Origin of the sequence: Enterobacter sp. BNK-29, assembly GCF_048684785.1 — a bacterium.
Lineage (GTDB): Bacteria > Pseudomonadota > Gammaproteobacteria > Enterobacterales > Enterobacteriaceae > Enterobacter > Enterobacter cloacae_M.
Genome location: NZ_JBLQTU010000001.1, coordinates 2,245,232 through 2,259,235, shown reverse-complemented (window position 1 = coordinate 2,259,235; position 14,004 = coordinate 2,245,232). Strand labels below are relative to the sequence as shown.

At 55.8% G+C, this 14,004-nt stretch carries 11 protein-coding genes and 1 tRNA gene; 2 read left to right on the top strand and 10 right to left on the bottom strand.

Annotated elements, in window-relative coordinates:
• Positions 1 to 30 precede the first annotated feature (30 nt).
• From dppF to ACMGGX_RS10750, 9 genes are all read right to left on the bottom strand, one after another.
• Positions 31 to 1,044 (bottom strand): dipeptide ABC transporter ATP-binding subunit DppF, encoded by a 1,014-nt coding sequence (gene dppF, locus ACMGGX_RS10790; RefSeq protein WP_181594166.1) that lies wholly within the window; start codon positions 1,042 to 1,044, stop codon positions 31 to 33.
• Complete coding sequence (gene dppD, locus ACMGGX_RS10785) at positions 1,041 to 2,024, bottom strand: dipeptide ABC transporter ATP-binding protein (RefSeq protein WP_008502772.1); 984 nt, start codon at positions 2,022 to 2,024, stop codon at positions 1,041 to 1,043. Before dppD ends, dppF begins: the two co-directional genes overlap by 4 nt.
• A 10-nt stretch (positions 2,025 to 2,034) precedes the next feature.
• Positions 2,035 to 2,937 carry a dipeptide ABC transporter permease DppC gene (dppC, locus tag ACMGGX_RS10780; protein ID WP_023309963.1) on the bottom strand — a complete coding sequence of 301 codons (903 nt, stop codon included), beginning with the start codon at positions 2,935 to 2,937 and terminating at the stop codon, positions 2,035 to 2,037.
• A 9-nt stretch (positions 2,938 to 2,946) separates the two neighbouring features.
• Positions 2,947 to 3,966, bottom strand: a complete 1,020-nt coding sequence (dppB, locus tag ACMGGX_RS10775; protein ID WP_023334097.1) for a dipeptide ABC transporter permease DppB — start codon at positions 3,964 to 3,966, stop codon at positions 2,947 to 2,949.
• Between the two features lie 160 nt (positions 3,967 to 4,126).
• Positions 4,127 to 5,734: a dipeptide ABC transporter periplasmic-binding protein DppA gene (dppA, locus tag ACMGGX_RS10770; protein WP_033146993.1), complete on the bottom strand. Its 1,608-nt coding sequence runs from the start codon at positions 5,732 to 5,734 to the stop codon at positions 4,127 to 4,129.
• Positions 5,735 to 6,354: 620 nt separating this feature from the next.
• A tRNA-Pro gene (locus ACMGGX_RS10765) sits at positions 6,355 to 6,431 on the bottom strand.
• Positions 6,432 to 6,522: 91 nt separating this feature from the next.
• Positions 6,523 to 8,217: a kdo(2)-lipid A phosphoethanolamine 7''-transferase gene (gene eptB / locus ACMGGX_RS10760; protein WP_348562134.1), complete on the bottom strand. Its 1,695-nt coding sequence runs from the start codon at positions 8,215 to 8,217 to the stop codon at positions 6,523 to 6,525.
• A gap of 239 nt (positions 8,218 to 8,456) precedes the next feature.
• Complete coding sequence (locus tag ACMGGX_RS10755; RefSeq protein ID WP_420298358.1) at positions 8,457 to 9,659, bottom strand: MFS transporter; 1,203 nt, start codon at positions 9,657 to 9,659, stop codon at positions 8,457 to 8,459.
• Positions 9,660 to 9,897: 238 nt separating this feature from the next.
• Positions 9,898 to 10,596: an autotransporter domain-containing protein gene (locus ACMGGX_RS10750; protein WP_063442052.1), complete on the bottom strand. Its 699-nt coding sequence runs from the start codon at positions 10,594 to 10,596 to the stop codon at positions 9,898 to 9,900.
• 153 nt (positions 10,597 to 10,749) lie between these two features.
• Here ACMGGX_RS10750 and tag point away from each other — a divergent pair, with 153 nt between their 5' ends.
• Positions 10,750 to 11,331 (top strand): DNA-3-methyladenine glycosylase I, encoded by a 582-nt coding sequence (gene tag / locus ACMGGX_RS10745; RefSeq protein ID WP_024909083.1) that lies wholly within the window; start codon positions 10,750 to 10,752, stop codon positions 11,329 to 11,331.
• Positions 11,309 to 11,755 carry an N-acetyltransferase gene (locus ACMGGX_RS10740; RefSeq protein ID WP_032661790.1) on the top strand — a complete coding sequence of 149 codons (447 nt, stop codon included), beginning with the start codon at positions 11,309 to 11,311 and terminating at the stop codon, positions 11,753 to 11,755. Before tag ends, ACMGGX_RS10740 begins: the two co-directional genes overlap by 23 nt.
• Here ACMGGX_RS10740 and ACMGGX_RS10735 read toward each other — a convergent pair.
• Positions 11,718 to 13,997: a molybdopterin guanine dinucleotide-containing S/N-oxide reductase gene (locus ACMGGX_RS10735; protein WP_420298756.1), complete on the bottom strand. Its 2,280-nt coding sequence runs from the start codon at positions 13,995 to 13,997 to the stop codon at positions 11,718 to 11,720. The two genes, ACMGGX_RS10740 and ACMGGX_RS10735, sit on opposite strands and share 38 nt — an antisense overlap.
• Between the last annotated feature and the right edge of the window lie 7 nt (positions 13,998 to 14,004).

Below are 14,004 nucleotides of genomic sequence, written 5' to 3'. Positions count from 1 at the left end.
AAAAAACCGGCTTAGCGCCGGTTTTTTTCGTTATGGATGTGGCTTCTCGCCATTTTCATCCTGATCGACCGCGAAGCAGGCAACCAGCTGGCCGCCATAATCCTTCAGCTGCGGCTGGAGCTGGGTGCACGGACCGAAGCGGCGACTGCAGCGGGCGTTGAATGCACATCCCGGAGGCGGATTCAGCGGGCTTGGCAGTTCACCCGTCAGCTTAATACGCTCACGACGATCGTCCGGGTTCAGACGCGGCGTCGCAGACAGCAGCGCCTGGGTATACGGGTGACGAGGGTTATTAAAGATCTGGTCTTTAGTCCCCTTCTCCACGCAGCGCCCCAGGTACATCACCATCACTTCATCGGCAATATGTTCCACCACCGACAGGTCGTGGGAGATGAACACGTAAGAGAGCCCCAGCTCCTGCTGGAGATCCATCATCAGGTTCAGCACCTGCGCACGTACGGATACGTCGAGCGCGGAGACCGGCTCATCGGCAATCACCACGTCCGGATCGAGCATCAGCCCGCGGGCGATCGCAATACGCTGACGCTGGCCGCCGGAGAACATGTGCGGATAGCGATCGTAATGCTCGGTTTTGAGACCGACCTTCGCCATCATCGCCAGCGCTTTTTCACGGCGCTGCTCCTTGCTCAGATTACTGTTGATCAGCAGCGGCTCTTCCAGAATCTGCCCGACTTTTTTACGCGGGTTCAAAGAACCATACGGGTTCTGGAACACAATCTGGATTTTCTGGCGGCGCAGCTTCTGCGCCTGCGGATCGTGCTTGAGCAGATCCTGCCCCTGATAATAGAGCTCGCCGCCGGTCGGCACCTCAATCATCGTCAGCAGACGGCCCAGCGTGGATTTGCCGCAGCCTGACTCCCCCACCACCGCCAGCGTTTTACCGCGTTCGAGGTTAAAGGAAACGCCGTCCAGCGCTTTCACCAGGCGTTCAGGGGCAAACAGTCCCTTCTTCACCGGGTAGTATTTTTTCAGGTCGATGGCCCGCAACAGCGGTTGTTGCGTGGTGGCCTGTTGCGTACTCATAGTGTTGGCCTCCCGGCATCATCGAGTGGGTAGTGGCATTTCGACTGACGGCCGTCAGCAAGCTGGTTCAGCTCAGGCTCTTCTGCCCGGCATTTGTCCGTTGCATACGGACAGCGCGGATTGAGCAGACAGCCCTGCGGACGGTCATATTTACCCGGTACCACACCCGGCAGCGACGCCAGACGCGCTTTGTCCTGGGCAAACTCCGGCAGCGCGCGTAAAAGCGCCTGGGTATACGGGTGACGCGGCGCGCGGAAAATATCGTGTGAATTTCCGGTTTCGACCACCTGGCCGGCGTACATCACGATGATTTTGTGCGCAGCTTCGGCCACCAGCGCCAGATCGTGCGTAATCAGCACCAGCGCCATATTCTCTTTCTGCTGCAGCTCCAGCAGCAGCTCGATGATTTGCGCCTGGATGGTCACATCCAGCGCCGTCGTCGGTTCATCCGCAATCAGCAGTTTTGGTCGACAGGCAATAGCCATCGCGATCATCACGCGCTGGCTCATCCCACCGGAGAGCTGGTGCGGGTAAACGTCCAGACGTGATGCCGGGTCAGGAATACCCACCTGGTTCAGCAGGTCGATCGCACGCTGACGACGGGTTTTCTTATTCCCGCCCTGATGCACCTTAATCGCTTCCATAATCTGGAAACCAACGGTGTAGCAAGGGTTCAGGCTGGTCATGGGATCCTGGAAAATCATCGCCACTTCGGCGCCCACCAGCTGGCGGCGCTGTTTTTCAGAAATGCGCTTCAGATCCTGACCGTTGAACTGCAGGTTTTCCGCCATCACGCGGCCCGGGTAATCAATCAGCCCCATGATCGCCAGCGAGCTCACTGACTTACCGGAACCGGACTCCCCGACAATGCCAACCACTTCGCCCTGATTTACGCTGTAGCTGATGCGGTCCACGGCGCGAAACGGGGTGCCTTCGTCGCCGAAGTGCACCGATAATTTATCTACATTTAATAACGCCATCTCGTGCCTCTTACTGCTTCAGTTTGGGATCAAGCGCATCACGCAGGCCATCACCCATCAGGTTAAATGCCAGCACCGTCAGCAGGATTGCCAGACCCGGGAAGGTGACAACCCACCAGGCGCTTTGTGCGAACTGCAACACGTCGGAGAGCATGGTGCCCCACTCCGGTGTTGGCGGCTGCGCACCCATGCCCAGGAAGCCAAGAGCGGCCATATCAAGAATGGCGTTAGAGAAACCGAGCGACGCCTGAACAATCAGCGGCGCAAGGCAGTTTGGGAAGATATTCACGAACATCTGGCGCATCGCACCGGCACCCGCTACGCGAGAGGCGGTGACATAATCTCGGTTCACTTCCACCAGCACCGCCGCACGGGTTAAACGCACGTAGTGAGGGAGCGCCACGAAGGTCAATGCCAGCGCGGCATTGCCTATCGACGGGCCGAAGATCGCCACCAGCACCAGCGCCAGCAGCAGGCTTGGCAGCGCCAGCATGATGTCGACGATACGCATGATGATGTTATCAACGATACCGCCGAAGTAACCGGCAACCAGGCCGAGTACAACGCCCATGATCAGCGACAGCACAACAACGAGACAGCCGACCAGCAGCGACAGACGCGCGCCGTACATCAGACGCGACAGCACGTCGCGGCCCACGTCATCGGTACCCAGCAGGTGCGCCAGGCTGCCGCCGTCCTGCCACGCAGGCGGCGCGAGCAGCGCATCGCGGAACTGGTCCGCCGGGTTATACGGTGCGAGGAAATTCGCAAACACCGCAATCAGGATCATGATTACGACATACACCAGCCCTACCACCGCGCCTTTATTGCGCTTGAAGTAGTGCCAGAATTCCTGCAGCGGCGTCATAGGAACCGGTGCAGCGACCACTTTATTTTGAGTGACTTGTGACATGATGGTCCCTTACTTCTTATGACGAATACGCGGGTTCACCACGCCGTACAGCAAATCGACCAGCAGGTTGACGAGGATAATCATCGTCGCGACCAGCAGTACACCGCCCTGCACAACCGGATAGTCACGGCGTTGCAGCGCGTCAATCAGCCAGCGTCCAAGGCCCGGCCAGGAGAAAATGGTTTCGGTCAGGATCGCCCCCGCCAGCAACGTCCCCACCTGGAGGCCGATAACGGTCACCACCGGCAGCATGGCATTACGCAGCGCATGGACGATGATGACGCGCATACGCGTCAGGCCCTTTGCGCGCGCGGTGCGGATATAATCCTCACCCAACACTTCCAACATCGAAGAACGGGTCATTCGCACGATCACCGCCAGAGGAATAGTGCCCAGCACCATGGCAGGCAGGATCATGTGCGCCACGGCATCAATGAAGTTGCCCTCTTCGCCCCAGATAGCCGTATCAATCAGCATAAAGCCGGTGAGCGGGTTGGAGTCATCCAGGAAGACCATATCGCTGACGCGCCCGGAGACCGGCGTCAGGTTAAGCTGCACCGATACCAGCATGATCAGCATCATGCCCCACCAGAAGATAGGCATGGAGTAGCCGGTCAGCGCCAGGCCCACGGCGGTATGGTCAAAAATAGAGCCACGCTTGACGGCAGCCAGTACCCCGACAGGAATACCCACCGCAGTGGCGAAAATCATGGCGCAGACGCCAAGCTCTAGCGTCGCTTTAAAACGCGGCACGAACTCGTCCCACACCGGAAGGCGGCTTTTCAGCGAAATCCCTAAATCACCGTGCAATACGCCCCAGATATAGTGGAGGTACTGCTGCCACATCGGCTTATCGAGACCGAGCTCCGCCAGCAGCTGTGCATGGCGCTCAGGGGAAATACCACGCTCGCCCGCCATAATCATTACCGGGTCGCCGGGGATCATATGGACGAAGGCAAAAGTGAGAAGGGTGATACCGATAAACGTGGGGATAACAAGTCCCAGACGTCGGAGGATGAACTGCAACATAACCCGGATTCTCTCTGATGACGCACGACCAGTGGCGTGACGTCTGTATTGCTCACAAATGTAAATTCCCTCTCCCAGCGGGAGAGAGTTAGGGTGAGGGGAGGCATGCACGCCCCTCACCCCTGCCCTCTCCAGAGGGAGAGGGAGAACACCCTACTTATTATTCAACAGATACGTTTTCGAAGTGGTGTTTGCCCAGTGGATCTACCACGTAGCCCTTCACTTCTTTACGCACTGGCTCGTACACGGTGGAGTGAGCAACAATCAGCGCCGGAGCCTGATCGTGCATAACAACCTGAGCCTGCTTGTACAGTTCAATACGTTTGTTGTGATCGTCGGTGGCACGCGCCGGCTGGATCAGATCTTCAAACGGCTTGTAGCACCAGCGAGAGTAGTTAGAACCGTCTTTCGCCGCCGCGCAGCTGAACAGGGTGGCGAAGAAGTTGTCCGGATCCCCGTTGTCACCGGTCCAGCCCATCATTACCGCCTGGTGCTCACCCGCTTTGGCGCGCTTCAGGTACTCGCCCCACTCGTAGGTCACAATCTTGGCCTGAACGCCAACCTTAGCCCAGTCAGCCTGAACCATTTCCGCCATACGGCGTGCGTTCGGGTTGTAAGGACGCTGTACCGGCATCGCCCACAGCTCAACGGTAAAGCCTTTATCCTGGCCCGCTTCTTTCAGCAGCGCTTTCGCTTTCTCAGGATCGTAGGTGTAGTCTTTAACGTCGTCGTTATAGCCCCACATGGTTGGTGGGATCAGGTTTTTGGCAGCAACGCCAGCGCCCTGGTAAACCGCCTTGATAATCGCTTCTTTGTTCACCGCGTAGGTCAGCGCCTGACGCACTTTCACGTCATCAAACGGTTTCTTCTCGGTGTTGAAGGAGAGATAGCCCACGTTCAGGCCAGCCTGCTCCAGCAGGTTGATGTTCTTGTCCTGCTTCATGCGGGCGATATCAGCCGGGTTCGGGTACGGCATTACCTGGCATTCGTTTTTCTGCAGTTTTGCATAACGCACTGACGCATCAGGCGTGATGGAGAAGACCAGACGGTCGATCTGCGGCTTGGTGCCCCAATAGCCTTCGAACGCTTTATACAGAATGCGGGAGTCTTTCTGGTACTGCAGCAGCTGGAATGGACCGGTACCGATTGGGTTCAGGTCAACTTTCTCCGGCGTACCGGCTTTCAGCATGTTGTCCGCGTACTCTTTGGACAGAATTGAGGCGAAGTCCATGGCCAGGTCAGCCAGGAATGGCGCTTCCGGACGCGTCAGCACGAACTGAACCGTTTTATCGTCCACTTTTTTCACTTCAGCAATCAGGTCAGGCAGACCCATCCCTTCGAAGTATTCATAGCTGCCGCCAGACACTTTGTGGTACGGGTTCTGAGCGTTTTTCTGACGGTCAAAGGAGAACACAACGTCGTCGGCGTTAAAGTCGCGCGTTGGTTTGAATTCTTTGCTGTCCTGCCACTTCACGCCCTGGCGCAGGTGGAAGGTATAGGTTTTGCCGTCTTCGCTGACGTCCCACTTCTCGGCCAGACCCGGAATTACTTCCGTGGTACCGGTTTTGAATTCCACCAGACGGTTATAGATCGGTACAGAGCTTGCGTCGTAAGTCGTACCAGAGGTAAAGAGCTGTGGGTTAAAGCCTTCCGGCGAGCCTTCAGAACAGTAAACCAGGGTTTTTGCCTGTACGCTTGCTGCCACGGTCATAGCCACCAGGCTCAGACCAAGCTTCAGCATCCCTGACTTCTTCAAGGAAATACTCATTATTCTGCTCCAATGTGATGTTTTGCTTTGTTGTGTTACGCCGCCAGACCTTTATTTATTTTTTACCCGGTCCGGTCAGTGATGCCCGAAGGCTTTAAAGGGATGGAGAATCCTTTCAGAAGAGCGTTTGAGTTGCAGCGCAGATCGTCCCTGAAATGCCCCTCATGCCCTACAATCTGTCAACAGAATGTGAAAACGTCAATACAGGTGACGGGGATTTACGCTGAGTGTGAGAAACCGCAAACAAAGATTAAAAAAACTATGCATGCCAGTTTTCAGCAGGGAAATTTATGCTACTCGCTATCTTGCAGCACAAGTCTCTTCATATTTCGCAACAATCAGTGATTAACTTTTATTCAGAATGGGTAAATTTTCTTGCAGAATGGTGATTATCTGAGCACTAAATACCGCGAACGTTAAAACGCACAGCGAAAAATGCTGAGGTTATCCATAAGCAACGCGAAAAAAGATCAATCTATATATAAAAAAATACAATGGATTATGTCACAAAATCGTTAACAGGCAGGGAGAAGCAGGCCTAAGGGGCGTTTTGGATACTCTGGCGGGATAAGATCATAATGCAAAAAGGGCTAACCTTGCGGTTAGCCCTTTTCAGAATGTGGTCGGCGAGAGAGGATTCGAACCTCCGACCCACTGGTCCCAAACCAGTTGCGCTACCAAGCTGCGCTACTCGCCGAATGCGGAGCGCATCTTACTGCTGAGGTGCGCCCCCGTCAATCCCTTATTTTCAAAAAGCCATTCAACTGGCGATATTCTCGCCAGAGCAGCTACTGCGCGGCTTTTACGCTGTTATCATGGAGTTTACACCAGTTGTTGTTTTCGTTAATCCCACCATTCGGTGAGGTATAGCCGAGACAACCCATGATGGTGTCGTACAGCTCAACGTGGCGACGCGGCACCTTCATCTCCGCCTCTTTTTTCAGCTGAGCAAACATCTTCGCCTTCTCCGGATTTTCAAGATACTTATCCGACATCCACATGATCATCGGCACGCGGAACTGTTCCGGCGGTGCCAGCTTGCGCGGCGTACCGTGCAGATGCTCTTTCTCATTGATGGATTCACCGTGATCTGCCGCGTAAATCACAATCGCTTTTTTATCGCGCAGCTGGTCGATCACCCGGCTCAGGAAGGTATCCACGTACAGCACCGAGTTGTCGTAGGCGTTGATCAGCTCCTGTTTGCTGCAGTCTTTATTAATGCCCACGCACTCAGGCTGCCACTTCGCGAAATCACGCGTGTATCGCTGGTAATAGCTGTAATGCGACCCTTTGGTATGCAGAATAACCAGATGCTTACCCTGCGGATGGTTCTTAAGGGACTGCGACATCTCTTCCAGCAGCAGCATGTCGTCGACGTTTTTGCCGCGGTTACGCGGCTCGGCGCCAATCTGCTCGCGGTACGCGATGTTATCTGCCAGCGTGTTGGTGTAGAACCACATCTCACTTTGCATCGCGAACAGGTCTGAGCTAAATCCAAGCTGCTTCAGCACGGCAAACACGTTCTGCTCTTTCAGCGTGCGTTGCGGGTTATCGCTTGCACCGCCTTCACGCACAAACATACAGCGCAGCGAGAGCTTCGTTGCGGTATCGCAGGAGTAGCCACGGTAGGCCACCAGGTTCTTTTCCTGCGCCAGCTTTGGCGTGGTGTCCCGGTTATAGCCGAGAATACCCATATGATCCCAGCGCGTCGTTTCGCCGATGACGAAGACGACGTACGTATCATCAATCCCGTCGGCTGGCGGCTGGTAGGTGAATTGTTTCGTTGGATTGATCAGCGACTTCACATCACTGGATTCGTCCGCCTGCGCCCAGGCATACAGACCTAACGCTGACAGCCAGTTAGACGGCAAATACGAGTTTGCCACCACGCCGCCATAGCTTGGCATATCCACGCCCGTCGCTTTTTCAACGCGTTTTTGCTGCGTTTCCATCAGGCGAATAGGCGCCCATACCAGCAGACCAGCCAGCAGGACAACGACGATATTGCGGATCCGCTGTCCACGCGTGCGCAGCTGGCGTAGCAGCGTATAGCGGCACGTATTGTTCCAGATAAAGAACAGCGGTATCAGACAGGTTAAAACCGTCCAGACAATGAAGCCTTTCCCTACCACCTCTTTCGAGAGATCGATATCCGTGGTCATCACCGAGGCAACGATACCGTACCCAATGACCACGTTCATAAAGGTCATGTAATAGCTTGCGGCGGCGGAAATAATCACCACCAGCGAGGCCAAAATTTGCCAGGTACGTCGGCCAAAAAGGGAAAGCAGGCGTAAGAGGAAGAAGGTGGCGAGGACGGAGCCGAATACTTCAATGGCGGCAAAAATACTATTACTTACGGTAAGGTTTTCAAAATAACCTTCCACTCTTCTGAACAGTACCGCGCCATTCAGAAATAATCCGATATAGACAGCCAGCATCAGACACAATCTTTGCTGGGTAAGAGACCTAATGTATTTCATGCAAACAACCCTGGGGGAAGGGGTATAAAAACCCGACGAATCTCAAAGAGAAAGCGGACAGAGTAAATAAATGCGTAAGGAAGCGTTATTAGAAACGTCTACAAGCGCGATAAGTAGACCACAGCAGGAGAGAAAAGTGGCAGCAGAGAGTGTGATCGGTGTAAATTTTTACAAATTATCGAGACGGAAAGCGTCTCGCATAAAGAAAAAAGAGGCCACAGAGGCCTCTTTCATACAGCTTACGCGTGCGCTTCTTTGAATACTTCGCGCTGCGGCTGACGAATCGTGGTCGAGAGCGCCAGCGAGATAATCAGCAGGGCAAATATTACGCAGAAGGTCACGTAGAACCCGCCGAACAGGGAGGCAATCAGCGAACCGCAGATACTGCCGATGCCGAAGCCCAGATAGATAACGCCGTAGTTTTTCGCCAGATTGTTCAGACCAAAGAACTCGCTCACCAGTGACGGGAAGACGGTGATAGTGCCGCCGAAGTTAAAGGCCACGCAGGCAATAGCCGCAAAGAAGGTGGCTTCATTCAGCGGAGCGAACAGCAGCGCCGCCATGCCGACCAGCGAAACCACCTGCCCAATCGTAATCACACGGATGCGGGCAATTTTGTCAGACAGAATGCCGAGCACCAGACGACCGGAGAGGTTGGCTATGGAGATGACCGTCACCGCATTCGCCGCCGTAGCCGCATCCAGCTTCACCATCCCCTGCGCGATATCCTTCGCCACGCCGATGACATACAGACCGCTCATGCAGGCCGTCAGGAACATCACCGCCAGCATCCAGTACTGCGGTTTACGCATGGACTGCGCGAGAGTGAAGTCGTTCTCCACCACGCCGTTAACAGATTTGACCTCCTGCTGCGGCGCATCGGTCATCAGCGTGGCGCCGAACAGAATCATCACCAGCACGATTGCGCCCCAGATCATAAAGGTGTTTTCGAGGCCAACGGACGCCAGCAGATGGGTGTCGATAAATTTGAACCCGAGGCTGCCCAGGCCATAAGAGCCGATGGCGAACGCTGAGATTAAGCCTTTACGCTCCGGGAACCACTTCACGCAGTTCGACAGCGTCAGCAGGTAACCTGCGCCATCGGCCAGACCCACCAGCACGCCGGCGCTCAGCCACAGCATCATCAGGTTGCTGGAATGCGCCGTCAGGAAAAAGCCCAACCCCAGCAGAATGCCAGACGCCATGGTCACACGCTTCACGCCAAAACGCTCCTGCAGCTTGCCCGCGACGGAAGACGAAATCGCCAGACCCAGGCTCAGCAGACCAAAGGAGAACGCAACCTGGCTGACCGGCGCGCCGAGTTTGTCGGAAAGCGCGCTGTTAAACAGGCTCCAGGTATAGACCGACCCCAGCGCAAACTGGGTGACGATGGTGCCAAAGAGCGTAAGCCAGCGCGTACGGTTATAAGTTGATGTGTTCATGGCAGTTGTCCTGCAAGAGAAATTAAGGAAGTTCGCTGAGGACAACGATAAACAAAACCTTAATACGCCTGGGGTAAAACGGCATGAAATGCAGGCGGAACGGAATGAAATGCCTGGAATCGGGAATGAATGGCCTGGCCCGGGAATAAAGCGACAGCATGTTAGTAACCGCTATCGCTGTAAAGCCCGTGGTTGTTGTATTCGAGATGTTATCGTAACGTTTAAAAAAGTAACAACTCTAGAAATTTGCGCTAACGCCGAGGGTGTATAAAAACTCCTCACCGGTGGTGGTGTGCTCCCCCTGAGCCAGCGACGCATAGGCCGCCACGTGCGTATTAAAAGGAATATCCGTTCCCACGGTGACGTCCATCCAGCTACCGTTTTGGGCAGGGGCTGGCGTTTGCGGCATGCCAAACTGCGATTTCCACTGGTTTTCACCAAACTGCTGGTTATAGCTAATCTGCGCCCAGGGACGAAGATCGCCGTACTGGGTATTCACGCGCCACCCCAGCGTGCTGACGCTGGCATGCCAGAGCGGGTCGGTGATTGCCTGCGTCGACGCGCTATCACCAAACTCGTTGATCATCATGGGAGCCGTGCCGTCGTATCGCCACGCCACCACCGGACCGGTGGTGATACGCGCTGAAACCGGAAAATTCCAGCCCACGCTCATCGCCCCCTCCGTCGTGCTGCCAGACGGTATATTCAGGGCAAGACCCGGCGCGTTTTGCGAAGACTGAATACGCTCAGCAAGAATATCCTCATAACGCGGTTGGTGATCCGCGTCCCATGTATAGCGTTCCGCCGTATTATTTTGGGCGTCTGAAACGATATATTCCTGTTGCCAGGCAGACGCTGTATTACAAAAAAACAGGCAGGCTGAAATTCCCACCAGGCCAGAAGCAGCATGGCGACCACTGATTTTTTTTATCATCATCAACGCGACCCCAGAGAGAGCCGAATTCGGCGATATTTGTCGTTATTCAGGAAGAGCTTATAGCCCTGTGTTAACTATTGTCTTTATAGTAAACACGTCAAGCCAGTCAGAAAGAAAATTTTGCGAAATCAGTATCAATAAGGGAGATGACGGATGGAACGTTGCGGTTGGGTGAGCCAGGATCAGCTTTATATCGACTATCACGATCGGGAATGGGGCGTGCCGGAAACGGATGGCAAAAAACTCTTTGAGATGATCTGCCTGGAGGGCCAGCAGGCTGGGTTGTCATGGATTACGGTACTGAAGAAACGCGAAAACTACCGTAACGCCTTCCACCAGTTCGATCCTGTCGCCGTCGCCGCGATGACCGATGAAGACGTGGAACGACTGGTGCAGGACGCCGGCATCATCCGCCATCGCGGTAAGATCCAGGCCATTATCGGCAACGCTCGTGCTTACCTGGCGATGGAACAAAACGGCGAATCGTTCTCAGATTTTGTCTGGACGTTTGTGAACAACGATCCGCAGGTCACACAGGCCGCCACGCTCGCGGAAATCCCGGCCTCTACCCCGGCCTCGGATGCCCTCTCGAAGGCCCTGAAAAAACGCGGCTTTAAGTTTGTCGGCTCCACCATCTGCTACGCCTTTATGCAGGCCTGTGGCCTGGTCAACGACCACGTTACCGGCTGCTTCTGTCATCCGGGAGGCCATCATGATCCGCAAATGGCAAAGTGAGAATACCGCGCCGCTTTTGAGCCTGTGGCTTGAAAGCACCACGGAAGCGCATCCGTTTATCGAGCCGGGCTACTGGAAAGAGAACGAGGCCATGGTACGGGACGTTTACCTGCCGTCGGCGGAAACCTGGGTCTGGGAACAGGATGGCGAGCCATACGGATTTATCAGCGTGATGCAGTCTCAGTTTGTCGGCGCGCTGTTTGTCGCACCATCATGCATAGGGAAAGGCATCGGGCGCGCGCTGCTGAACCATGTTCAACAGCGCTTCCCGCATTTAACGCTGGAGGTTTATCAGAAAAATGTGCGGGCGGTGAATTTCTACCATGCTCAGGGCTTTCGCATTGAAGACAGCGCCTGGCAGGATGATACCCAGCACCCGACGTGGATCATGAGCTGGCAGGCGGATCAAACGCCGTTAAGGTAAGCTCGGGTCCCTGATATTTCTCTACCCAGGCCAGCGCCGTGTTCCCTGCACAGCCATTCCCCAGCTTCGAGCTGGGGAGATCTTTGGTCAGCACGTTAACCGCCCCGTTTTTACAAATCCCTCCCTCGGCGGGCTCAAGGTCGGGCCATGCGCCCTGATGAATGCAGATCACGCCCGGTTTAATCCCGTCGCTCACCACTGCCCCTGCCAGCACCTGCCCGCGCGAGTTCCAGACGCGCACCACGTCGCCGTCCGCGATCCCGCGGGCTTTCGCATCAAGGGTATTCAGCGTGATCGGCTCTCGCCCGGCGACCGCATACTGCTCGCGCAGGGAGGTATAGTTAAGCTGGCTGTGCAGACGGTGAGCGGGATGCGCAGACAATACCTGCAGCTGTTCCGGCTGGGCGTTGCCGTGCCACTCGTCCGGCTCGAGCCACATAGGGTGTGGCGGGCAGTCGGCATAGCCAAAGCTGGAGATACGCTCGCTATAGATCACGATCTTTCCGCTCTCGGTTTTCAGCGGGTGGCTCTCCGGGTCGCGGCGGAAATCGGCAAAACGGACAAACTTCGCGTTCTGTTCGCTCTCCGGCATCTCGACGATCTGGTTCGCCTCCCAGAACTCAGCAAAGGGCGGAAGCGTCACGCCCTGCGCCGCGCCGCGCTGTCCGGCAATCTGGTAGAAGGTCTCCAGCCATTGCAGATCGCTTTTCCCTTCGGTAAAACGCTCGCGCCCGCCCGCTTCCCACAGCTCGCTCAGTTCAGCAAACACGTCAAAATCATCACGCGCCTCATCGCGCGGGGCCACAACGCGCTTCATCGGGACCATATGCTGGTTGCTGTAGTCGCCGGTCATGGTGAGATCGTTACGCTCAAACGAGGTGGTCGCCGGCAGCACAATGTCTGCATGCTTAGCCGAACCGGTCCAGAAGCACTCGGAAATCACCACCAGCTCCGGCTTTTGCCAGGCGCGGATCAGGCGGTTGGTATCCTGATGGTGCGTGAAGTTCGATCCGCCCGCCCACCAGACAAATTTAATGTCCGGGAAGTGGCGGTCCAGACCGTTGTGCTGATAAAAACCGCCGGGGTTTTCCAGAGCTTCAACAATACGCGCCACCGGAATTTTATCCACGGCATCGACGCCGCCCTGCACCGAGCCTTGCAGTGACGCCAGCACCGCCGCTTTACGCGTCGGGTTACCGCCGTTTGCAAAGTGATAGGAGAGACCAAAACCCCCGCCCGGCGTGCCGATCTGCCCAAGCATTGCGGCAAGGGTGACCAGCATCCAGTGTTTTTGCTCGCCAAACTGCTGGCGCTGCATTCCCCAGCCGGACATTAACATGGTGGTATTTTTATGGAACAACGCCGTCAGTTCGCGGAGTTTGTCCGCAGGAACGCCGCAAATATTTGCCGCCCACTCTGCCGTTTTCGCCACCCCATCGGATTGACCCGTCAGGTAGTCGGCGAATTTATCGAAGCCGGTGGTACAGCGCGTCAGGAATTCAACATCGTGCCAGCCGTTTTCTACCAGCGTATGGGCAATCCCCAGCATCATCGCCACGTCGGTGCCCATATGGGGGGCAATCCACTCGGCGCTGTCGCCGAAGAAATCCATGGTTTCAGAGCGCATCGGGTCAATGCAGATGATGCGCTTGCCGCTTTTGCGCAGCGCGTCGAAATACCCGATGCCCTGCTCGTCGCTGGCATTCCAGGCAATTTTCAGCGTATTGAGGGGGTTAGCGCTCCAGAGCACCACCACGTCGGTATGTGCCAGCACCAGCGGCCAGCTGGTCTGCTGCTGGTACACTTCGTTCCCCCCCACGACGTACGGCATGATCGCCTGCGCCGCGCCGGTGGAGTAATCCCCCAGATGGCCGGTATAGCCTCCCGCCAGGCTCATGTAACGCTGCAGCAGCGTCGAGGCCTTATGCAACACGCCGTTAGAACGCCAGCCGTACGACCCGGCGAAAATGGACGACGGACCGTAGCTGTCGCGAATGCGCTTGTGCTGGGCGTGGATCAGCGCCAGCGCGTCATCCCAGCTCACGCGAACAAACTCATCCTGACCGCGAATCCCCTCTGGTTTATCCGGCGAGGCCAGAAAACCTTTACGCACCATCGGCCAGCGCACGCGCGTTTTGCTATGCACCTGATCGCGAACGACGGTCTGTAACGAGTTGGGATGTTGGGTTGGCAGTGCCCCGCGGGACGACAGAACATTTTCGCCATCGGTTTCGACCAGCATCGGCCCC